A 20,007-nucleotide genomic window follows, 5' to 3' on the forward strand; every position below is an offset into this window, starting at 1 on the left:
CACCCGCGAGACCGGGCTCCACGATCACGCCTGCGCCCTGTCGGCAGTGATCCGCTGGTATCGCCCGCCGCCGCGCTCGCCTGGCTGACGGCGAGTTACCTTGACTCCGTACGAGGTCAGGTCATGCGGTGATTCGTTCGATGTAGTCGGCGGCGGCGACCCGCGCATCCGCTTGGGCGAGCAGATCACCGATCGATGAACGACCGGTTGCCGGACAAGACCGGCGCGCTCTTGGGGGTCACCATAGTCGCACCGACTGCCTTCACCGTGCGGGAAGGGGATGGTGTCCTGATGAGAGGGGGCTCTGCTCGAGCTGGAACCAGACCGTTCCGCCGGTTTCGTCGTTCTGGCTGCTGCCCCATGTGCTCGCCAGGAGATTCACCCAGCTCAGGCCGCGCCCAGTGAGGCTGTCGTCGTCGGTCGTCCGGATCGCGGGCACGCTGGTGGCCGAGCCGTCGTCGATCACCTCAATGTGGATCAGGCTGTCGCCCAACCCCACCCGGACCGTCACCAGCCCGCCGGGCCTGGCCGAGTCGCTGTGCAGGACGGCATTGGTCACCACCTCGCTGACCAGCAGTTCGAGCGTTTCCAGCGTCTCGGCGGTCGCATGGCCGTCCAGGAGTTCCAGCACCCACTTGCGAGCGGCCCCCGCTGACTGCGCGATGCCGGGAAAGTCCCGCTGGCCCAGGATCCGAAGCCCGTCCCAGCGCTTGACCGCCGCGTCTGCCGCGCCGGGGCCGTCATGTCCCCGCGCGCTCACGCGGTCACCGCGGATGCGATCATGTCGGCTGCGTTGTTCGCCTCGGCCCAGATCCAGTCACGCCGCCAGATTACCGACCACCAGGGACGCCAGATGAACACCCAGCCGCAGGCACGGCGGGATACCTGGATGCGGACCCGTACTCCTTGGGAGGACATGAGCTCCAGGATCGGCGGCCCTTCGACGGGGACGACGAGCGCGGTGGACACCCCGAGAGCTCGCAGGTCCCAACCGAGTCGCATCAGGTGGATGTACTGCTCTTGCTGGGGATCGCGCCTTCGCGCCGGTATCGCCATCCCTCCACCATTTCTGTAGTCGTTCGATTACACTCCGCTAAGCTACCTTGGGTTGTATGTCCTTGGTAGTTACCTCCAAAAATTTCCTTAGGTAGTTCCCAAACACGAGATCCAGAGAAAGGTGCGGCCATGACCGCCGACACGAGTCCCACCGTGCGCAGGCGTCGCCTGGCATCGGAACTGCGCCGGTTGCGTGTCGAGCGCGGTCTGTCCATGCAGGAGGTGGCCGAACGTATGGAGCTGACGGCGGCCTCGATCAGTCGGATCGAGACGGGCCGTAGAGGCATCCGGCCGCGTGACCTCCGCGCCTTTCTCGACATGTACGAGGTCCCCGAGGCCGACCGGGACCCGATGCTGGCCCTGTCCAGGGAAGCGCGACAGCGAGGATGGTGGCAGAACTACGGGGACGTGCTGCCTGGCGAGTACGCGACACTCATCGGCCTCGAAGCCGAGGCGACATCCGTCAAGACCTATCAGCAGACGCTGGTCCCCGGTCTGCTGCAGACCGCGGACTACGCGCGGGCGGTTGTCGCGGCCACTCGCCCCGGAGACATGCCAGAGGAGATCGAACGCAGGGTCTCCGTGCGGATGGAGCGTCAGAAGCGGCTCGCGGACGACAACCCGCTGGAACTATCCGTAATTCTCGGGGAGGGTGTGGTGCGTCAGCATGTGGGAACAGCCGAGATCACTGCCAGTCAGCTCAAGCACCTCGCCGAAGTCGGCCGGCAACCCAACATCATGATCCAGATCCTCCCCTACCGGGCCGGCGCGCATCAGGCGATGACCGGATCATTTAACATTGTGGGTTTTCCTGCTCCGAGCGACCTGGACGTCATCTACCTGGAGAACATGTCCAGCGGTCTGTACCTGGAAGACAGCGCTGACGTCCGACGCTACGTCGCGGTGTTCGACTACCTCAGAGCAGCGGCACTCAGCCCGGCGGACACGACGGTTATGCTGATGAACGCGTCAAACAACCTGGTATGAGTGTCCAGCGGAAGGGCCGTGCGATGTCCAACCCGGTAGACCTGACCAAAGCCGTGTGGCGAAAGAGTTCGCTCAGCGGAGGCAACGGAGACTGCGTAGAAGTCGCGAACCTGGACGATGCCGTAGCCGTCCGGGATTCCAAGGACCCCGAGGGGTCCAGGCTCGTCTTTGCCCGTAACACCTGGGCGGCATTCGTAGCAGACCTGAAAAACGGCGCGTAGACCGTGGCGCAACCAGCATTCCACAGCGGGATGGTGGAGCCGGTCTCGGTGACTTCACCATTCTGTCGGTTAGCGCTAGTGCTGTGTCACGATCCGTTGCTGTCTATGATCGAGACGCGGGCGCCGCTTTTCTCATCGAGGATCGATCGTCCTGCTAGAGGGGCCTTCAGGGGCAGGTCCACCTTCAACGGGTAGCCCACCAAGGTGGTGGCTTCCTGCTCCCAAGGAAAGACGGGCGCGCAGTTATTGCGCAGCTGAATCCCGATGATCACCTGAGAGGCGAATTCCTCTACCTTTTTCTCCACCACCTCGTAACAGGAAGTGCCGTCGGCCTTGGGAGGCCCTATGATCATCTCTGCGGTGATTGTCAGCTCATCGGCCGAGACTGTCGCGACGGCGATCTGATCCCAGTAGGCCTGCCTGCCGCATGCCCCTAGAACCAGTGTCTGACATGCTAAGACGAAGACGAGGCCGGATTTTCTCAGAGCAGAGGCGGGCGTGCAAGGCATGTCCATTAACTGATTTTCCGTTTCTTGGTATCACCGCCAAACTCCCCGATGACGTCGTGGATGGCCTGAACAGGCGGTAATGTGCGTGCCACGAGCGCAGGTCCTTGTGTCGTGCGAACCTTGGTCGGTTCAATACGGCAACCTACGCTCGTTCCTTTTTGCACCGTATCCTGGACGCGACCCAGCTGACCAGAGGCATCGCAACACCCATTGAGGAACGCGGCACCGGTACGTGCAGGATGCATTACTTCACGAATCGCCGGATGGCTGTTTCACCCTAACGGGCCATCGGTTCTCCTTTTCTAGGACAGCCCGTTCTCCGAGCGGCTTCTTCAGATTGAGCTTCACCGGGAATATGTAGCCAACGTCGAAAGTGTTTCTTTGTTCCCAGGGGAAGGGGGCGGCGCAGGTGTTGACCACTTGGATCCCGATGACTACTTGGGAGGAAGATTCGAGCACGTCCGTGTCCGTCACCTGCTCACAGTAGGTGCCGTCAGGCTTGGGCTGCCCAAATAGCAGCTCCACAGTCAAAGTCAGCCCATCAGAGGACAGTGTTGCGATGCTAATCGCCTGCCAGGATGGTTGACTGCCGCACGCCGTCAGCAACAGCATTTGGCAAGCCATGATAACTATGAGGCCAAGCCTTAAAGGGGCAGGGGCGGACACGAGTGCTCCTTTTGTTAACCTAAGTTGCGCTTCTTGACGTTGCCGCCGAATGCCTTGATGGCGTCATGAATATCGGTAAAGTATTCGACGCAATCGTTATACCCCCGCCGCAGAACGCGGTCGTCGTCCGCGCCGATGAGTCGGGGCCGGTAACCCCACGCACCTTCCCACCCGCACCCACTTGGTCACCGGACGGCCACCGGATCAAAGTGTCACTGGCACGCCTTTGACCAGAGAAGCGATGGTTGAGAATCATCATTTCCGTCTCCGTGCTCGGACGGCCATGACCGTAAAGGCGACAGTCGCCGTCAGAGACGTCACTAACACTGGATTGACGTAGGTCGGCACCAGATCGCTTGTCGTTCCATCTTCCCAATGACAGAGATGCCGGAGCGGGAACCATGTCCAGGAAACAGGCGGGGAGCCCAAAGGCTTGCTACTGCAGCACTCACTGAGTGGGAGAAGTGTCGCGAATTCACCGTTCCAGAGCCCATGCGCATAGACGGTGCCAGCCACAAGCAGAGTCATACACGACATGGCGGCCCAGCGGCGATAACTCACAGATCATCACTCGCTACCACACTGCAGCGATTGAATGCGCGCACTCTCTTCGTTCACCAGCGTCATTCGAGGATCTCGGTAGCGTTAGCGTATCGCGTTTCCATCAAATTCGTCAGCCTTTGAAGCAAATCTCGATTCTTTATAATAATCGCGTTTTGGGCATCGACATAAGCGGCCCGCCTAACACCGCTGTAGTTAACTTGCAGTCGGCACTGCTCATCAGCAACAGCGGTCTTGATCTCTAGCGTGCTCACGGTACGGCGGCCGCGACCAGAGTCTCCCGCCTGCCAACGTGGGTCACTTTGAGCCTCGAACGGCTCCTTGTACGAGAATCCTTTGCTCTTCATGCAGCCACTCCACCACACTGCGGCTTCGGCGATCCGCTTATCCTTAAAACCTATTACAGCTGCGTCCTCCATCAGAGAGTGCAGCCGTTTGAAGTCGTATTCTTTAACAAGCTTGGTTCCGTCCAGGCCGGTTGCTCCAGCGTTGAGCGCTCGCTCGGCTTCGCCCGCACATCCCATCTTGGGAACCTTGATTCCATTGACTCTCGAAGTGCTGTGCCCTGAATGCGCGGCATCCTGCTCAGCCGGAATCACGAACGCGCGAAGCCCGTCGAGAGCGGCAAACTCTTCAGCGCCTTGATTTTTCGGCCCGAGGTAGCCGTAGTGCGCGACGTCTTTCTCGCCCAGCCAACCCAGGTAGGCGGCATTCTTTGGATACCGTATAGGTGTTACATCATGCTTCGGCATCGTGAATCCAAACTTTTTTAGACAGGATCCCAGAACCTTGAAGCGAGCTTCCTGTACATACGCGCGCCGAACATTGTCCAAATCATAAACATCCATCGGCAATGTGAAATCTTCCATCGAATCAAAAGGTGGATAATTGCTTTGAGTCACCCCTTGCTTGCCGTGCCATGTGTCGAAGTTGAATGCAGAACAGCCACTCAAAAGAAAAACAGTCAATGTCGAGAAAGACAGAAATCGCCATGTTCTCGATAAATCTCTTATCATGAAGCCCCATTTTAAAATCATGGTGCTGGACACCCGTGTCCAGCACCATGAATCGTCGCCGGACGAGGTGGCCGCGTTGGTCATGCGCGCTCTGGTCGCCTTGTCTTCACCTGCGAGGCCGGGCTCCACGATCACGCCTGCGCCCTGCCGGCAGTGATCCACTGGTATCGCCCGCCGCCGCGCTCGCCTGGCTGACGGCGAGTTACCTTGACTCCGTACGAGGTCAGGTCCTGCGGTGATTCGTTCGATGTAGTCGGCGGCGACCTGCGCATCCGCTTGGGCGAGCAGATCACCGATCGATGAACGACCGGTTGCCGGACAAGACCATCGCGCTCTTGGGTGTCGCCATGGAGGCCACCGTAGTCTCGCCAACTGCCTTCATCGGGAGAAAAGAGGATTATCGTGGGCTTTCCTGCTCCGAGCGACCTGGACGTCATCTATCTGGAGAACATGTCCAGCGGGCTGTACCTGGAGGACGCCGCTGACGTCCGACGCTACGTCGCGGTGTTCGACTACCTCAGAGCAGCGGCACTCAGTCCGGCGGATACGGCGGTTATGCTGATGAACGCATCAAACAACCTGGTGTGAGTGTCCAGCGGAAGGGCCGCGCGATGTCCGACCCAGTAGACCAGACCGCCGCCTGGCGGAAGAGTTCGTTTAGCGGAGCCAATGGAGACTGCGTCGAAGTCGCAGACCTGGGCGATGCCGTAGCCGTCCGGGATTCCAAGGACCCCGAGGGGCCCAGGCTCGTCTTTGCCCGTAACACCTGGGCGGCATTCGTAGCAGACCTGAAAAACGGCGCGTAGACCACGGCGCCACCAGCCTTCCGCATGGCGCAAGAGCAGCCGCAGTGGTGGCAACGGCCGGTGCGTCGAGGTGGCCGGCAACCTCACCGGCATCGTGGCCGTCCGCGACAGTAAAAACCCACACGGCCCCGCGTTGGTCTTCTCGCCTTGGACTGCCCGGAGGGCGGCGCGGCACATGACCTCGGGGCCTGGGCACGCGCAGGCCTGAGGTTTGTGCGTCACACGGCCTGTGCGGGCGGGAGGCCTCAGCCGGCGGTGACCCTGCTGTACTCGTAGAAGGTGCGACCGTTCTCATCCCCCTGGTGCCGGCGGCCGGTCATGACCAGAGGGGCGAACGCCTGCGAGGAGTGGTTGCTCTCCGTCATGGCCGCGGTCCACTGCCGGGAGGTGATCCGCACCTGACTTCCGCGCCAGTGCAGCGTGCCGACGAGGTACCACGTCAGACCGTTCTCGTCGCCCTGATGCCTCCTGCCGATGAGGACCTGATCGGCAGAGGCGGAGAAGTACGAGTTGCTCTCCTTCATGCCGTAGCTCCAATTTCCGGTCTGCACGGTGACCGCTTCACCGTCGATGCGGATCTGGCCGCACCGGTAGCGGGTCCAGCCGTTCTCGTCCCCCCAGTGGGCGCGGTCGATCAGCACCTCTCCGGCTGAGCAGACGAAGGTGCTGTCCGGTTCCCTGAGGGTGATGGCGGGTCCGAAGATGGTCTCGATTGTCGGAGCCGCAGACGCGGGTGCCGGGGCCGGCGTGGACAGGACGGCCGCCGCCATCGCGACGGTCAGGGCCTTCTTGTACATCTCCATGTCCTCCGGTTCGCGTTCCGCTTCGTCCGATATGCACTGAGAGCGCATGCGCCGACAGCTCACGCCATCAGGTCTGGGGACAAGGTTGCGGGCGGCACTGAAGATCGTCTTGGAGCTGACTTGCGGGTTTCTGGGAACGATCCGGCTTCCGTTCCTCACGGCATCGACCCTGCGCTGTGTCGGAGAGACACGCGTCAGCTACGGCGATCAGCCTGAGCGGTCTCGTCGCGAGAGCTTCAGCATCGGACAGCCCACTGAGCGGTCGGGGAGTGAGCGACTACGGTTCGCACGCCGCACGGCGGGGTGGAAGGCGCGGAGGTGGGTGGGTGCTCCGGCCGGCGTATGAAAGCCCGCAACCACCGCGCCCGAGCAGGCCGGAGGCCTGAAACACCAGAGAGCGACTGAGACGGCCGGCCGGAGCACCCACCCACCGGAGCGCGCACGCCCGATCGCCCGTGACGGCGTGGGAACACCCGATCAAGCGACAGCGGGCTAGGGAACGCGACACCACAGGTGCCGCCCCAAGTCGAACAGATGACTTTAGGTAAGGTGCCTTATGTCTAATTGGTGATGACATAAAGGGATACCTCATGGGCGTTTCTGCGGCGTACGTGACCTTCGCGGACCCGGACAAGCTCGACGACGAGCAGGGAATCGTCGTCGCGGCCTGGGCCGAGGTGGGAATCACCGGCCACATCGTGCGCTGGGACGATCCCGAAGTCGACTGGGCCGGGTTCGACGCCGTCGTGGTCCGTACCCCCTGGGACTATGTGACGAGGCGGACGGAGTTCCTCGACTGGGCCCGTCACGTCGAGTCCGTCACCCGGTTGTTCAACCCGGCCGCCGTGCTGGAACGCAACACCGACAAGGTCTATCTGAAAGACCTGAAGGCGCCGATCATCCCCACCTCCTGGGTCGCGCCGGGCGAGGCCGCGAACCTCCCGCTCCTCGACGAGTACGTGGTCAAGCCGTCGATCTCGGCCGGAGCCCGCGACACGATCAGGACAGCGGACCGCGAACAGGCCGAGGAACACGCCGCCAAGCTGGCCGCCAACGGGCGGACCGCGATGATCCAGCCGTACCTGGACATGGTCGAGGGCGAGGGGGAGACCTCGATGCTCTACTTCGGCGGCAGGTTCAGCCACGCCGTCCGGCGCAACCCGATGCTGACCGAGAGTGCCAGCAAGCCGGGACAGGGCAACGACCACGGGGAGCTTCGCACCCCCGAGCCCGACCAGTTCGCCCTGGCCGAGCAGGTACTCGGCGAGTTTCCCGAACTGCTCTACGCCCGGGTGGACCTGGTCCGGCTGGCCGACGGCAGCCCGGTCCTCATCGAGATCGAGCTCACCGAGCCCTACCTGTTCCTGAGCTACGCGCCCGGCGCCGCCGCCAACCTGGCGACCGCCCTGGCCAAGGCGATCTGACGCCCCGCGGAGAACAGGCTCACAAAGAACAAGCTTGCAGAAAACAAGCCCGCAGAGAACAGGCCCGTAAAGCAGGCCCACAGAGACGCACCGGAAACGGCGCGCGCCCCGCGAAGGGACGCGCGCCGTACCGGATTACTGCGGCAGCACCACCGCGAGCGGAGAGACCCCCGCGGCACGCAGCGCGTCGGGGACCTTCCGCGCCCAGGGGTGCTCGTGCGCGTCGAGACCCTCGGGGTTGGCCACGACGAACCGGACCGTGCCGCCGGAAGCGGCCTGCTCGGTCCAGGTGGCGCCGAAGCCGTTCAGCGCCGCGGCGGCCTTGTCACGGTCGGAGGCGGGAACCGTGACCCGGAGCGGTGACTCGTGCTCCGGGATGGCCGCGGCGGCCTGCGAGGCGTCCGGGGCCGGGGCGAGCGTCCGCGCCCGCGCCGAGGCGGACGGCAGGTCGGCGGTGATCGCGTTGGCGACGATCTTCGCCGTGCCGTCGCTGAAGGCACGGAAGTTCGGCTCGGCGGCGAACAGCACCGCGTGGCCGGTGCCCACCGGCTCGTCGACCACCGCCGCCGTTCCGGCGAGTTCCTCGGCGCCCAGCGCGAAACCGGACAGGAACCAGTCGGGCGAGTCGGCGGCCGGGTAGGAGGTCACCACGTGCGAGGGGTTCGAGGCCCGCATGACCAGGTCGTACGCGTAGAACTGCATGACGCTCGACCCGACGTCCTTGCTCAGCGGCCCCTGGGCCACGTTCGTCCGGAGGAGCGTGCCGGGGATGTCCGAGGTCGGCTCGGTCAGCGTCACGCTGGAGACACCGGCCAGGGCGGCCAGCCGGGCGCCGCCCGCCCAGCCGACGTAGCGCCCGCCGCCGCCGACCCAGTCACGCAGCGCCGCGCGCCCGGCCTCGCCGAGGGCGTTGTTCGCCGAGTTGGACGAGCCGTCCGGTACGAGCAGCACGTCCAGCCCGCCCAGCTTGCCCGCGGCGACGTCGGCCGGCGTGAGCACCTGGTAGGACAGCTTCCAGTCGCGGTCCAGACGGTGGCGGAGCCAGCCGGAGGACTCGGCCGCGTTCTGCGCGGTGCCACCGGACAGCTGCAGGACTCCGATCTTGCGGGAGGTGGTGACCTTGACCGAGGGGGCGTCCACCGCCTGCACCGGCGTCGCGGCGGGCAGCAGCACCTGGCCCGAGGAGCCGCCGGAGACGTTGCCGAGCAGCGGCAGGCTCCACGCGGTCACGTCATAGAAGTAGGGGAACGGGGTGTAGGTGTCCTCGTTCAGCATGGACTGGACCCAGTGCTTCTGCGCCTGGGCCAGCGGGATCCAGTAGGTGCCCTTGGGCAGGGTGGTCTTCGCCTCGGGCCTGCCGTACGCCTTGAAGTCCTTGACCGTCAGCGGCGTGGCCAGCTTGTACACCTGGACGTCCATCCGCTGGAGCCGCCGCACGACGAGGTCGGTCTCCGCCTTCTTGGCCGGGTCGTCGGCGCGCAGGAAGTAGTGGCGCACCTTCCGGTCGGGCACCTGGGTGATGACCTCGTGGCCCGGGTTGTAGACCTGGTTCGGCTCCAGGTGGCCTTCGGTCCCCTGCTTGAGGGCGTCGGCGTACATGCCGTGCCAGGTGGTGAGGATCTCGGTCTTCTTGGCCGCCGCCGCCGAGAGCGAGACCCACTGGGTGAGCCACTGCTCGAAGGTCCGGGCCGCGATCGGGGAGGCGTTGCCCTTCTCGAAGGTCATGCCCGCCGCGTTGAACCCGCCTGCCGGGACCGTGTCGCCGTAGCCCATGTAGAACATGTCGTAGACGCTGCGGTTGAAGAACGGGATCCCGCGCTTGGTGAACTCGCCGATCATCGCGGCGCCGTAGGTGTTGTTGATCCAGTCGACCGTCGGCTCGGCGATGTCGTGGTAGATCGGGTCGGCGTTCGGCGGGAAGAAGTACTCGGTGCCGCCCATCTCGTGGGCGTCGATGAAGAGCTGCGGCGGATACTTCCGCATCAGCTCGATCTTGCCGTCGGTCTCCGGCTGGGTCCGCGCGAACCAGTCGCGGTTCATGTCGAAGGCGTAGGCGTTCCGCCTGGTGTCGGCCTCGCGGCCGTCGGGGTTCTGTGTCGGCAGGATCACCACGACGGCGTTGTCCAGGATTCGCCTGGCCGCGCAGTCGTCCCGCCCGGCCAGGTCGTAGAGGGTCTTCAGCGCCGCGTCGGTGCCGCTCTCCTCGCCGCCGTGCACGTTTCCGGCGACCCACAGGATCGCGGGCGTGTTCCTGGCGAGGACCTTCGCCGCGGGGGCGGGGGTGAGGGGGTCGCGCAGCCGCTTGATGGAGTTCTCGATCGCGCGCAGGTTCCGGATGTTCTTCGGGGTGCCGACGATCGCGTACTTCAGCGGACGTCCCTGGGCGGTGGTGGCCAGGGTGCCGGAGACGACCCGGTCGCTGGCCGCGTCGATCGCGGTCAGCAGCGTGTCGGACTCGGCCGAGGTGACCTCCCGCTCGCCAAGGTCGAAGCCGAGGACACTCTTCGGCGTCGGCACCTTGCCGTGGTAGACGGCGGGAGTCTGGGTGGCGTCACAGGTGGTCACGGGTGGTGCGGCCGGAGTGGGGTCCGCCTGGGCGGCACCGGCTGGGAGGGCGATGGCGACGGCCAGAACGGCCGGCGCCACCACCTTGAAGCGCTTCTGCATGAAGTAAAGCTGTCATCTGTGAGAAATGACAGCAAGAGGTAAAATTTTACACTTGCGTTACGAATGGTGCTTTTGGGGCAAAGTGTGATTGAAGGAGCGGATGATCCGGTCGTGGGTGGAGAGTCCGGGAGCTACGCGTGCCCGGAGATGCCGCCGTCCACCGGGATCACGGTCCCGGTGAGGTAGGCGCCGGCGCGCGAGGACAGGAAGATCGCGGTGCCCGCCATGTCGTCGGGGTGGCCGATCCTGCCCAGCGGGACGTGGGAGGCGACCGCCGCGCGCATCCTCTCGTCCTGGAGCGCGAAGGCCATCATCTTCGACTCGAACGGCCCGGGGGCGATCGCGTTGACCGTGATCGACTCCTTGGCGAGCCGCTGGGACAGGTGCCGGGTGAGCATGTGCACCGCCGCCTTGGCCGCGGAGTAGGCGTAGTTCTCCATCGAGGGCACCCGGATACCGTCCACCGAGCCGATGTTGATCACCCTGGCCGGGGACTCGGGGCTCGCGGCGGCGCGGAGCAGCGGCAGGAACCGCTGGGTCAGGTAGAACACGCCCTTGACGTTGATCCCCCAGAGCTTGTCGAACGCCTGCTCGGGGTATTCCTCCAGCGGCGCGCCCCAGGTCGCCCCGGCATTGTTGACCAGCACGTCCAGCCGGGACTCCCGTTCCGCGACCGCCTCGAACAGGGTGGAGACCCCGTCCTCGGTGGACAGGTCGGCCGGGATGGCCGTGCATCCCAGCTCCGCGGCGGTTTTCTCGACCTCGGCCGCCTTGCGGGAGGAGATGTAGACCGTGGCTCCCGCGTCGACGAACCCGGCCGCGATCATCCGGCCGATTCCCCTGGAGCCGCCGGTGACGACGACGATCTTGCCTTCCACCGAGAACAGAGTCATGTTCTGTAGCATGCCGCACCCCGACCGCCTCGTCCATACCGGACGGTCGGTCCAGCATTCCGCGGCAACCCCCGGGGACACATAAGCCCCTTTGTGTCGATTCGTGCCGAAGGGAGTGAAAAATAATGTCGGTAAATAAAACGAGAGTGAAACAATCTTCCACCGCTCGTTGACACGCGCCGTTTGTATGGTGTGCCTTCGTTGTCAATAAGTCACCGATCCGAAGGTGGGGCACACCATGGTCAGAACGGGGACGCGCCTGGCGGCGCTGAGCCTGGCGCTGTCGATGGCGACACTTTTCGTGGCGCACGCATCACCCTCTGCCGCCCAGACCTCCCAGACCTCCCAGGGGACGGCCGTGCGGGCACCCCAGACCGAGAAGAGGATCGTCCGGCTGGGCGCGACGCAGAGCATGGACTCGATGAACCCGTTCCTGGCGGTCCGGGTGGTCTCGACGTCGATCCACCGCTGGATGTACGGCTTCCTCACGGTGCCCGATTCCAAGACCCTGAAGCCCAGCCCCGACCTCGCCGAGTCGTGGGAGACCTCACCGGACAAGCTGACCTGGACCTTCACCATGCGTGCCGGAGCCACCTGGTCGGATGGCAGGCCCATCACCGCCCAGGACGCCGCGTGGACCTTCAACAAGATCATGACTGATGACGGGGCCAAGACGGCCAACGGCCCCGCCGTCGAGAACTTCGACACCGTGACCGCGTCCGACGACCGGACCCTGGTGATCAAGACCAAGAAGCCCCAGGCCTCGATGCTGGAGCTGCCGATCCCGATCATGCCCAAGCACGTCTGGGAGAGCGTCCCCGACATCGGCACCTACGAGAACGAGACCTACCCCGCCGTCGGCAGCGGCCCCTACATCGCCGTCGAGCACAAGAAGAACGGCTATGTGAGGCTCAAGGCCAATCCGTCGTACTGGCGCGGCGCCCCCGGCATCGACGAACTGCACGTCATCTTCTACGAGAACCCCGAGGCGGCGATCGCCGGTCTGAAGAAGGGCGACATCGACTGGATCGGCCGCCTGCAGGGCCCGCAGTTCGAGGCCCTCGCGGGCGATGTGAACATCACGCAGTGGAACACCCAGGGCCGCAGGGCCAGCTACCTGCAGTTCAACCCGGGCGCCGCGACGGCCGGCGGCGAGCCGATCGGCGACGGGCACCCCGCGCTGAAGGACGTCAGGGTGCGCCGGGCCATCCATCACGCGATCGACAAGAAAGCCCTCGTCGAGCAGGCGCAGAACGGTCTCGCCGTACCGGCGGACGGTTCGATCATCCCGCCGATGTACCAGGAGTTCTTCTGGAAGGCCGAGGGTGACAAGGCCGTCACCTTCGACCTGGCGGAGGCCAACCGCATCCTCGACGAGGCCGGCTACGCCAAGGGCGCAGACGGCGTTCGCACCATGCCCGACGGCGGGCGCAAGCTGGAGATGCGCTTCAGCATCCACACCGACGAGCCCGTCGAGGACAAGATCGCCCAGTTCCTCACCGGCTGGCTGAAGGACATCGGCATCCAGCTCACCACCCGCAGGCTCGACTCCAACAAGTTCACCGAGGAGACGGGCAGCACGGCGCTCTACGACATCGCGATCAGCGGCTGGTCGGTCAACCCGGACCCGGAGGAGATCCTGGCCACCCACCTGTGCAGCCGCAGGCCCACCGCGAGCGGGCAGGGCGGCGGCACCGAGTCGTTCTTCTGTGACAAGGAGTTCGAGAGGCTCTACCAGGCGCAGCTGGCCGAACTCGACCGGCCCGCCCGGGTCGAGCTGATCAAGCAGATGCAGGAGCGGCTCTACACCGAGGCCCCCGTCGTCGCGATCTACTATCCCAACAACCTGGAGGGCTACCGCAAGGACCGGATCGCCTCCATCACCCCGATCCCCGAGGACAAGGGCATCCTGTACGGCGGGAGCAGCTACTGGCCGGTCTACTCGCTGCGTGCGGTGGAGCGCGCCGCCGCCCCGGCCGGGAGCGGTTCGGGAAGCGGCACCGTGGTGGCCGTCGTGGTGGCCGTCGTGGTGGTTCTCGGCGCCGGGGGCTTCCTCCTCCTGCGGCGCCGCCGCGCCGCCGCCGACGACCGCGAGTAGCGGCCGATGCTCACATCGCCGCAACAGGCGAGGGGCGACACCGAGGAGGGCGGTACCCGCCGGGCCGTGGCGCGCTACGCGCTGGTCAAGCTCGGCGGGGCACTGCTCAGCATCGGACTGGTGATCGTCGCCACGTTCTTCCTGTTCCGTCTGATCCCCGGCGACCCCACCATCGCCTACACCCGCGACGTGCCGGTGACCCCGGAACAGCTCGCCCTGCTCAGACGGCAGATGGGCCTGGATCGGCCGCTGGGCGCGCAGTTCCTGGACTTCGTGGGCCGGACCCTGCGGCTGGACCTGGGCACCTCGTACGAGTACCGCAGGCCGGTCGCCGAGCTCATCGGCGACCGGGTGGGGCCGACGTTGCTGCTGGTGGGCACCGGGCTGGCCGTCGCGGTCGGCCTGGGCATGTGGCAGGGCACCAGGGCCGCCTGGCACCACGGCGGCCGCTTCGACCGCCTCTCCACCGGGACCGCGCTGACCCTGTGGTCGGTGCCGACCTTCTGGCTGGGACTGCTGCTGCTCATGGTTCTCGCCGCGGGGATCGGCCCGGTACCGGGCCTGTTCCCCACCCGGGGCATGGAGGATGTCGACGCCCCCGACGGGCCGCTCTACCTGCTGCACGTCGCCCACCACCTGGTGCTGCCCTGCCTCACCCTGGTCGCCGTCGTCTACGCGCAGTACCTGCTGGTCATGCGCTCCTCGCTGCTGGAGGAGATCGGCCAGGACTACGTGACCACCGCCCGCGCCAAGGGCCTGCGCGACGACGACGTCCGGCGCCGCCACGCGGTGCCGAACGCGCTGCTGCCGACGGTGACCCTGGTCTTCATGCAGATCGGGTTCGTGGTCGGCGGCGCGGTCTCGGTGGAGTTCGTCTACTCCTGGCCCGGTCTCGGGCTGCTGTTCGTCGAGGCGATCAGGGGACCCGACTACGCCGTCATGCAGGGCACCTTCATGCTCGTCTGCGTCGCGGTGATCGTCATGAACACGCTGGCCGACGTGGTCTACCACGTCCTGGACCCGAGGGTGAGGTCGGCTTGAGCACGATCGCCCGCACCCGCCGCCGCGCCGCTCTGGCGCGGTTCTGCCGCCGGTACGCCAGGCAGCGAGCCGGGCTGTACGGGGCGGCGATCCTGCTGGTCGCCGTCCTGGCGGCCCTGCTCACGCCGCTGCTCACCGACCCGTCAGGGATGGACGTGACGAGGGCGACGGGCGCCAGGATGGCACCGCCGAGCATGGAATTCCCGCTCGGCACCGACGAGTCCGGCCGCTCGGTGGCGCTCATGCTGCTGTGGGGCGCGCGGGTCTCGCTGCTCATCGGGTTCATGTCGGCGCTGCTCAGCATGGTGATCGGCACGGTGTTCGGCATCGCGGCCGGGCACTTCCGGGGCTGGGTCGCCGCCGTGCTGATGCGCGTCACCGACTGGTTCCTGGTGCTGCCCGCGCTGGTCCTGGCCATGGTGCTCGCGGCCATCCTCGGCGGTGGCCCGTCCACGATCATCCTGGCGATCGGGGTGACCTCCTGGGCGTCCACGGCGAGGCTGATCCGGGCGCAGACGCTGGCGGTCGAGGCCAGGCCGTACATCGAGAGGTCCAGGGCACTGGGCGCCGGGCACTGGCACGTCATGACCCGGCACGTGCTGCCGAACGTCGCCCCGCTGGTCCTGGCCAACACCACGCTCATGGTGGCCAGCGCCATCGTCACCGAGTCCACCCTCGCCTTCCTGGGCGCGGGCTCCGGCCAGGTCTCGTGGGGCAGCATGCTGCGCGGCTCCTACGACTGGGGCGCGGCCACCTCGGGAGCCTGGTGGTACGTGCTGTCGCCCGGCCTGTGCATCGTGGCGGTGGTCCTGGCGTTCACCCTCTGCGGGCGCGCCCTGGAGACCGTACTCAACCCGCGGCTGAGAGGAGCCTCGTGACCCTGCTCGAACTGCGCGACCTGGCGGTGACCTACCGGGGCGAGGCCGGGGACGTGCCCGCCGTGCGCGGCGTCTCGCTCGGCCTGGAGGCCGGTGAGGCCCTCGGCGTGGCGGGGGAGTCGGGGTCGGGCAAGTCGACGCTGGCCATGTCCCTGCTGCGGCTGCTGCCCAGGAACGCGCTGGTGTCCGGGGAGATCCTGCTGGACGGCGAGGACGTCCTGGCGATGAGCTGGGGGCGGTTGCGCGCGGTCCGGTGGGCTTCGGCCTCGCTGGTCTTCCAGGGTGCCCAGCACGCGCTGAACCCGGTGCGCCGGATCGGCGACCAGATCGCCGAGCCGCTGCGGGTGCACGGCATGGCGGCCGGGGCCGAGGCGCGGCGCAGGGTGGCGGAGCTGCTGGAGCAGGTCGGCCTGCCGGCCTGGCGGGCGCGCGGCTACCCGCACGAGCTCTCCGGCGGCCAGCGCCAGCGGGTGATGATCGCCATGGCGCTGGCCTGCTCACCCCGCCTGATCATCGCCGACGAGCCGACCACCGCGCTGGACGTGATGATCCAGGCGCAGGTGCTCTCGCTGATCCGCTCGCTCATCGCCGAGCACGGGATCGGCCTTGTCATGATCTCCCACGACCTGTCGGTCCTGGCGTCGACGTGCGACCGGCTGGCGGTCATGTACGCGGGCCGGGTGGTCGAGTCCGGCCCCTCGCGCGAGGTCTTCACCGGCGGGCGGCACCCCTACAGCAGGGCGCTGGCCGAGGCGTTCCCCACCGTCGGGGACCCCGCCTCCAGGATGGCGCCCAGGGGACTGGGCGGTGACCCGCCCGACCCCGCGCACCTGCCCGCGGGGTGCTCCTTCCACCCGCGCTGCCCGGTCTCGCTCGTCTCGTGCGCGTCGGAGCCGGTCGAGTTGCGGGCCGCGGGCGACGGCATCGGAGCGCCGCACACCGCCGCGTGCGTCCACGTCAGTGAGGAGAGCCGATGACCCTGCTCGAAGCGCGGGAGGTACGGGTGGAGTTCGCCTCGCGCGGGCGTCGCGCCCGCGCGGTGGACGGGGTGAACCTCGCCGTGGGCGAGGGGGAGATCGTCGCGCTGGTCGGCGAGTCCGGCTGCGGCAAGACGACACTGGCCAGGACCCTGCTCGGCCTGGAGCGGCCCACCTCGGGGTCGGTCCGCTACGGCGGTGTCCCGCTGGCCTACTCGTCGCGCGCCCTGCGGGCCCACCGCCGCGAGGTGCAGCTCGTGCTCCAGGACCCCACCGGATCGCTCAACCCCCGGCACACCGTCTACGAGGCGGTGGCCGAGGGGCCGCGCATCCATCGCCTGCCCGGCGAGGGCGACCTGGTCGCCTCCGCTCTGTCGAGGGCCGGGCTGCGTCCTCCCGAACGGTTCTTCGACCGCTACCCGCACGAGCTGTCCGGTGGCCAGCGCCAGCGCGTCGTCATCGCCGGAGCCCTCGCGCTGGAGCCCAGGGTGCTGGTCGCCGACGAGCCGGTGGCCTCGCTGGACGCGTCGGTACGCGGCGAGATCCTCGCCCTGCTGCTCCGCCTCCGCGCCGAGCTGGGCCTGTCGGCCCTGGTCGTCACCCACGACCTCGGGCTGGCCTGGAACATCGCCGACCGGGTCGCGGTGATGTATCTCGGCAGGATCGTCGAGTCGGGGCCGGTGGAGCGGATCCTCACCTCGCCCTCGCACCCGTACACCCAGGCACTGCTGTCGGTCCTGCCGGAGTCGCGGTCGCCCGTGGTGCTGGGCGGCGAGCCGCCGGACCCCACCCGGATCCCGGCCGGCTGCCGCTTCCACCCGCGCTGCCAGGTGCTGGCCTCGGGCGCGGCGGCCGAGGCGGGGGTCGAAGGGCTGTGCGCGTCCGGGGAACTGCCGGTCCTGCCCTCCTCGGCCGGGGCCCAGGTCGCCTGCCACCACGCCGAGGCCCGCTCCGCCCGGCGCGAGGCGGAGGCGGAAACTGAGCCGGAAACGGAGGCGGAGCGGCGGTGAGATGAGGCGACCGGCCCCGGGCGCGGCCCTTCCCGAAGGACGTTCACGGAGAACGGTTCCGGAGCCCGGCTTCCGAGGCCGATCACAGGGGCTGATCTCGGGGGCCGATCACGGGGGCCGCTCTCGGGGGCCGGGCCGGCAGGCCGGGCTCAGAGGCCAGGGAGGAGGCCGTTCCTGAACAGGTCGACGAAGAGCCCGTGGTCGGCCCTGGCCCGTGCCCCGTAGGCGTGCGCGAAGTCGACCAGGGTGCGGGTGAAGCCCTCGGTGTCGCCGTCGATCACGGCCACGATCGCGTCCTCGGTGGAGAAGTCGACCAGGTCGTGGCTGGACTCGTCGTCGGCCACCGAGTGCATCCTGGCCACCGCCCGGCCCAGGTCGCGAATCACCGAGGCGAGCTCGTCCGGCTCGTTGACGTCGCCCCAGTCCAGGTCGGCGGTGTAGGGGGAGACCTCGGCGACCATCTGGCCGACGCCGTTCAGCGTGGTGTAGCCGAGCCACGGGTCGGCGTACGCCTGCAGGGCCCGCTGCGATTCGGCGGTGCGGTGGCCCTGGTGCTTGAAGTAGCCGTGCACCTTCTCGTCCGTCACGTACCGCGCCACGGCCGGGACCTGGGCCTGCTTCATGTAGAGGATGACGTCGTTCTCCAGGGCCTGGGTGTGGCCCTCAAGCAGCATGTTGTACGAGGGCAGCCCGGCCGAGCCGATCCCGATGCCGGTGCGGAGCGCGAAATCCTTGATCTTGTGCTCGACCGCCGAGACGGTGGGAAGGGTCGTCAGGTAGTCCTGGAAGGCCGCCTCCACCAGCTGCCGGGTCTCCTCGTCGACCGAGTAGCGGCCGTCCATGACGGCGAACCTGCGGTCGAAGTTCTCGACGGTGGTCTCCAGCTCCAGCAGCGCCACCCGGGTGTTCAGCCGGGCGTGCTGCAGCACCCGGTGCAGCACGCCGGTGGTGGTCTCCAGGGTCAGCGAGCCGATCGCGTCGTCCCCACCCTCGGAGATGCCGGTCAGCTCGGCGAGGTAGGCGCCGGCGAACTCGGTCACCAGGGCGGTGATGACGTCGTCGGACAGCGCCTTGGCGTACCCGATGAGCGCGATGCTGGCCGAGAACCGCCGCAGGTCCCAGATGTACGGTCCGACGTAGGCCTCGTCGAAGTCGTTGACGTTGAAGACCAGCACGCCGGAGGCGTTCATGTAGGTACCGAAGTTCTCGGCGTGCAGGTCGCCGTGGATCCAGACCCGCCTCGTCTGGTCGTCCAGGAAGGCGTCGTCGGCGAACTCGCCGGTCATGTCCGCGTAGAACAGGCAGGCGCTGCCCCGGTAGAAGGCGAACGGCGAGGCGGCCATCTTCCGGAACTTGCGCCGGAAGGCGGCGGGATCGCGCTTCATGGAGTCGCCGAACTCGGTGATCAGGACGTCGAGAATGTGCGCCGAGCGCCCATCGATGGTCATGGTCCGCACGCTAGGGCGTACAACCGAAACTCCGCCAGTTCTCCGAGATTACAGATCTGGAACGCACCAATGGCCGGGCACGGCCCACGCGGCGTGGCGGGCGTCGACAGCCGCACCGGGCGATCGTAGATTCGACGATGAGATGAGTTCCGCGAGGGGAGTGGAGGTCGATATGGCGGTGCTGGAGGGCAAGGCGGCGGTGGTCACCGGGGGGTCGCGGGGCATCGGCCGGGCGATCGTGGAGCGCCTCGCCCGCGACGGGGCGGACGTGCTCTTCAGCTACGCGAGCGATGCCGGCGCCGCGGCCGAGGTCGAGCGGACGGTCAAGGAGGCGGGCGGGAGCGCTCGCGCCGTCCAGGCCGACCTGGCGGAGCCGGGCGCCGCCGAGCGGCTGATGGAGACCGCTGAGGAGTTTCTCGGCGGCCTCGACATCCTGGTCAACAACGCCGCGCTGAGCTTCACCCCGACCCCCGTCGCGGAGACCGGTGAGGAACTGTACGACCGCGTCATGGCGGTCAACGCCAGAGCCGTCTTCCTGACCATCCGATACGCCGCCAGGCACATGCGCGACGGCGGGCGCATCGTCAACATCTCCACACTCAACACCGTCCGCCCGGCACCCGGCATCGCCCCCTACGCGGCGAGCAAGGGCGCGCTCGAACAGCTGACCGCCGTCACGGCCCGAGAGCTCGGCGGCCGGGGCATCACCGTCAACACGGTCTCGCCCGGTGCCACGGACACCGATCTGCTGCGCGGCACCAACCCCGCGGCGGCCCTGGCCCAGGTCGCGGGCATGACCTCGCTCGGCCGCCTCGGCGAGCCCTCGGACATCGCCGACGTCGTGGCCTTCCTGGCGGGCCCCGACGGCCGCTGGCTCACCGGCCAGAACCTCCACGCCAACGGCGGCCTCGGCTGAGGGTGCGGATGTAGGCGAGCCTCTCCCGGC

The 20,007-nt window shown here is 67.1% G+C and carries 20 protein-coding genes and 1 pseudogene; 12 read left to right on the forward strand and 9 right to left on the reverse strand.

Features of this window, described 5'->3' with window-relative positions; all coding sequences use genetic code 11:
• Nucleotides 1-262 precede the first annotated feature (262 nt).
• Both ABT061_RS05360 and ABT061_RS05365 read right to left on the reverse strand, forming a co-directional pair.
• Nucleotides 263-760, reverse strand: coding sequence for an ATP-binding protein (locus ABT061_RS05360; protein ID WP_350912940.1), 498 nt, complete (start codon nucleotides 758-760; stop codon nucleotides 263-265).
• Entirely contained in the window at nucleotides 757-1,056 is a 300-nt protein-coding gene (locus tag ABT061_RS05365) for a hypothetical protein (RefSeq protein WP_350912942.1), read from the reverse strand. The genes ABT061_RS05360 and ABT061_RS05365 overlap by 4 nt, the downstream gene beginning before the upstream one ends.
• Before the next feature lie 129 nt (nucleotides 1,057-1,185).
• Between ABT061_RS05365 and ABT061_RS05370 the strand changes: the two genes are divergently transcribed.
• Entirely contained in the window at nucleotides 1,186-2,043 is an 858-nt protein-coding gene (locus tag ABT061_RS05370; protein ID WP_350912944.1) for a helix-turn-helix domain-containing protein, read from the forward strand.
• Between the two features lie 23 nt (nucleotides 2,044-2,066).
• Nucleotides 2,067-2,264 carry a DUF397 domain-containing protein gene (locus ABT061_RS05375; protein WP_350912946.1) on the forward strand — a complete coding sequence of 66 codons (198 nt, stop codon included), beginning with the start codon at nucleotides 2,067-2,069 and terminating at the stop codon, nucleotides 2,262-2,264.
• Between the two features lie 86 nt (nucleotides 2,265-2,350).
• On the opposite strand, the gene ABT061_RS05380 is transcribed toward ABT061_RS05375, so the two are convergent.
• The 3 genes from ABT061_RS05380 to ABT061_RS05390 form a co-directional block, all read right to left on the reverse strand.
• Nucleotides 2,351-2,779 (reverse strand): hypothetical protein, encoded by a 429-nt coding sequence (locus tag ABT061_RS05380; RefSeq protein ID WP_350912948.1) that lies wholly within the window; start codon nucleotides 2,777-2,779, stop codon nucleotides 2,351-2,353.
• 243 nt (nucleotides 2,780-3,022) lie between these two features.
• The gene (locus ABT061_RS05385; protein WP_350912950.1) at nucleotides 3,023-3,385 is read right to left on the reverse strand and encodes a hypothetical protein; all 363 of its coding nucleotides are present in this window, start codon (nucleotides 3,383-3,385) and stop codon (nucleotides 3,023-3,025) included.
• A 677-nt stretch (nucleotides 3,386-4,062) separates the two neighbouring features.
• The gene (locus ABT061_RS05390) at nucleotides 4,063-5,151 is read right to left on the reverse strand and encodes a hypothetical protein (RefSeq protein WP_350912952.1); all 1,089 of its coding nucleotides are present in this window, start codon (nucleotides 5,149-5,151) and stop codon (nucleotides 4,063-4,065) included.
• 267 nt (nucleotides 5,152-5,418) lie between these two features.
• Between ABT061_RS05390 and ABT061_RS05395 the strand changes: the two genes are divergently transcribed.
• From ABT061_RS05395 to ABT061_RS05405, 3 genes and pseudogenes are all read left to right on the forward strand, one after another.
• Nucleotides 5,419-5,604 carry a Scr1 family TA system antitoxin-like transcriptional regulator gene (locus tag ABT061_RS05395; RefSeq protein ID WP_350912954.1) on the forward strand — a complete coding sequence of 62 codons (186 nt, stop codon included), beginning with the start codon at nucleotides 5,419-5,421 and terminating at the stop codon, nucleotides 5,602-5,604.
• 23 nt (nucleotides 5,605-5,627) lie between these two features.
• Nucleotides 5,628-5,822 (forward strand): DUF397 domain-containing protein, encoded by a 195-nt coding sequence (locus ABT061_RS05400; RefSeq protein WP_350912956.1) that lies wholly within the window; start codon nucleotides 5,628-5,630, stop codon nucleotides 5,820-5,822.
• 34 nt (nucleotides 5,823-5,856) lie between these two features.
• Nucleotides 5,857-6,030 (forward strand): annotated as a pseudogene (locus ABT061_RS05405) (DUF397 domain-containing protein); the annotation flags it as partial.
• Between the two features lie 37 nt (nucleotides 6,031-6,067).
• Here ABT061_RS05405 and ABT061_RS05410 read toward each other — a convergent pair.
• On the reverse strand, nucleotides 6,068-6,619 hold the full coding sequence (locus ABT061_RS05410; protein ID WP_350912958.1) for a hypothetical protein: 552 nt from the start codon (nucleotides 6,617-6,619) through the stop codon (nucleotides 6,068-6,070).
• Between the two features lie 596 nt (nucleotides 6,620-7,215).
• On the opposite strand from ABT061_RS05410, the gene ABT061_RS05415 reads away from it, so the two are divergent.
• Entirely contained in the window at nucleotides 7,216-8,049 is an 834-nt protein-coding gene (locus tag ABT061_RS05415) for an ATP-grasp domain-containing protein (RefSeq protein WP_350912960.1), read from the forward strand.
• Nucleotides 8,050-8,184: 135 nt separating this feature from the next.
• Here ABT061_RS05415 and ABT061_RS05420 read toward each other — a convergent pair whose 3' ends face one another.
• Nucleotides 8,185-10,716, reverse strand: coding sequence for a M14 family zinc carboxypeptidase (locus ABT061_RS05420; RefSeq protein WP_350912962.1), 2,532 nt, complete (start codon nucleotides 10,714-10,716; stop codon nucleotides 8,185-8,187).
• Nucleotides 10,717-10,847: 131 nt separating this feature from the next.
• The gene (locus ABT061_RS05425) at nucleotides 10,848-11,609 is read right to left on the reverse strand and encodes an SDR family oxidoreductase (protein WP_350912964.1); all 762 of its coding nucleotides are present in this window, start codon (nucleotides 11,607-11,609) and stop codon (nucleotides 10,848-10,850) included.
• Nucleotides 11,610-11,847: 238 nt separating this feature from the next.
• Here ABT061_RS05425 and ABT061_RS05430 point away from each other — a divergent pair, with 238 nt between their 5' ends.
• The 5 genes from ABT061_RS05430 to ABT061_RS05450 are packed head-to-tail and all read left to right on the forward strand — an operon-like array spanning nucleotide 11,848 to nucleotide 17,613.
• Nucleotides 11,848-13,707: an ABC transporter substrate-binding protein gene (locus ABT061_RS05430; protein ID WP_350912966.1), complete on the forward strand. Its 1,860-nt coding sequence runs from the start codon at nucleotides 11,848-11,850 to the stop codon at nucleotides 13,705-13,707.
• A 6-nt stretch (nucleotides 13,708-13,713) separates the two neighbouring features.
• Nucleotides 13,714-14,748, forward strand: a complete 1,035-nt coding sequence (locus ABT061_RS05435; protein WP_350912968.1) for an ABC transporter permease — start codon at nucleotides 13,714-13,716, stop codon at nucleotides 14,746-14,748.
• Nucleotides 14,745-15,626 (forward strand): ABC transporter permease, encoded by an 882-nt coding sequence (locus tag ABT061_RS05440; RefSeq protein ID WP_350912970.1) that lies wholly within the window; start codon nucleotides 14,745-14,747, stop codon nucleotides 15,624-15,626. Before ABT061_RS05435 ends, ABT061_RS05440 begins: the two co-directional genes overlap by 4 nt.
• Nucleotides 15,623-16,603, forward strand: a complete 981-nt coding sequence (locus ABT061_RS05445) for an ABC transporter ATP-binding protein (protein WP_350912973.1) — start codon at nucleotides 15,623-15,625, stop codon at nucleotides 16,601-16,603. The genes ABT061_RS05440 and ABT061_RS05445 overlap by 4 nt, the downstream gene beginning before the upstream one ends.
• Nucleotides 16,600-17,613 (forward strand): ABC transporter ATP-binding protein, encoded by a 1,014-nt coding sequence (locus ABT061_RS05450; protein ID WP_350912975.1) that lies wholly within the window; start codon nucleotides 16,600-16,602, stop codon nucleotides 17,611-17,613. The genes ABT061_RS05445 and ABT061_RS05450 overlap by 4 nt, the downstream gene beginning before the upstream one ends.
• 149 nt (nucleotides 17,614-17,762) lie before the next feature.
• Here ABT061_RS05450 and ABT061_RS05455 read toward each other — a convergent pair whose 3' ends face one another.
• The gene (locus tag ABT061_RS05455; RefSeq protein WP_350912978.1) at nucleotides 17,763-19,061 is read right to left on the reverse strand and encodes a DUF2252 domain-containing protein; all 1,299 of its coding nucleotides are present in this window, start codon (nucleotides 19,059-19,061) and stop codon (nucleotides 17,763-17,765) included.
• Between the two features lie 142 nt (nucleotides 19,062-19,203).
• Here ABT061_RS05455 and ABT061_RS05460 point away from each other — a divergent pair, with 142 nt between their 5' ends.
• On the forward strand, nucleotides 19,204-19,977 hold the full coding sequence (locus ABT061_RS05460) for an SDR family oxidoreductase (protein ID WP_350912980.1): 774 nt from the start codon (nucleotides 19,204-19,206) through the stop codon (nucleotides 19,975-19,977).
• The last annotated feature ends 30 nt before the right edge of the window (nucleotides 19,978-20,007 follow it).

Origin of the sequence: Streptosporangium sp. NPDC002544, from assembly GCF_040295965.1 — a bacterium.
In the GTDB taxonomy this organism is placed as follows: Bacteria; Actinomycetota; Actinomycetes; order Streptosporangiales; family Streptosporangiaceae; genus Streptosporangium.

Bases quoted from the DNA above. Each gene is read 5' to 3' on its own strand.
- ABT061_RS05365 (WP_350912942.1), bottom strand. From the start codon at position 1,056: ATGGCGATACCGGCGCGAAGGCGCGATCCCCAGCAAGAGCAGTACATC.
- ABT061_RS05370 (WP_350912944.1), top strand. From the start codon at position 1,186: ATGACCGCCGACACGAGTCCCACCGTGCGCAGGCGTCGCCTGGCATCG.
- ABT061_RS05375 (WP_350912946.1), top strand. From the start codon at position 2,067: ATGTCCAACCCGGTAGACCTGACCAAAGCCGTGTGGCGAAAGAGTTCG.
- ABT061_RS05380 (WP_350912948.1), bottom strand. From the start codon at position 2,779: ATGGACATGCCTTGCACGCCCGCCTCTGCTCTGAGAAAATCCGGCCTC.
- ABT061_RS05385 (WP_350912950.1), bottom strand. From the start codon at position 3,385: ATGCTGTTGCTGACGGCGTGCGGCAGTCAACCATCCTGGCAGGCGATT.
- ABT061_RS05400 (WP_350912956.1), top strand. From the start codon at position 5,628: ATGTCCGACCCAGTAGACCAGACCGCCGCCTGGCGGAAGAGTTCGTTT.
- ABT061_RS05410 (WP_350912958.1), bottom strand. From the start codon at position 6,619: ATGTACAAGAAGGCCCTGACCGTCGCGATGGCGGCGGCCGTCCTGTCC.
- ABT061_RS05415 (WP_350912960.1), top strand. From the start codon at position 7,216: ATGGGCGTTTCTGCGGCGTACGTGACCTTCGCGGACCCGGACAAGCTC.
- ABT061_RS05420 (WP_350912962.1), bottom strand. From the start codon at position 10,716: ATGCAGAAGCGCTTCAAGGTGGTGGCGCCGGCCGTTCTGGCCGTCGCC.
- ABT061_RS05425 (WP_350912964.1), bottom strand. From the start codon at position 11,609: ATGACTCTGTTCTCGGTGGAAGGCAAGATCGTCGTCGTCACCGGCGGC.
- ABT061_RS05430 (WP_350912966.1), top strand. From the start codon at position 11,848: ATGGTCAGAACGGGGACGCGCCTGGCGGCGCTGAGCCTGGCGCTGTCG.
- ABT061_RS05435 (WP_350912968.1), top strand. From the start codon at position 13,714: ATGCTCACATCGCCGCAACAGGCGAGGGGCGACACCGAGGAGGGCGGT.
- ABT061_RS05450 (WP_350912975.1), top strand. From the start codon at position 16,600: ATGACCCTGCTCGAAGCGCGGGAGGTACGGGTGGAGTTCGCCTCGCGC.
- ABT061_RS05455 (WP_350912978.1), bottom strand. From the start codon at position 19,061: ATGACCATCGATGGGCGCTCGGCGCACATTCTCGACGTCCTGATCACC.
- ABT061_RS05460 (WP_350912980.1), top strand. From the start codon at position 19,204: ATGAGTTCCGCGAGGGGAGTGGAGGTCGATATGGCGGTGCTGGAGGGC.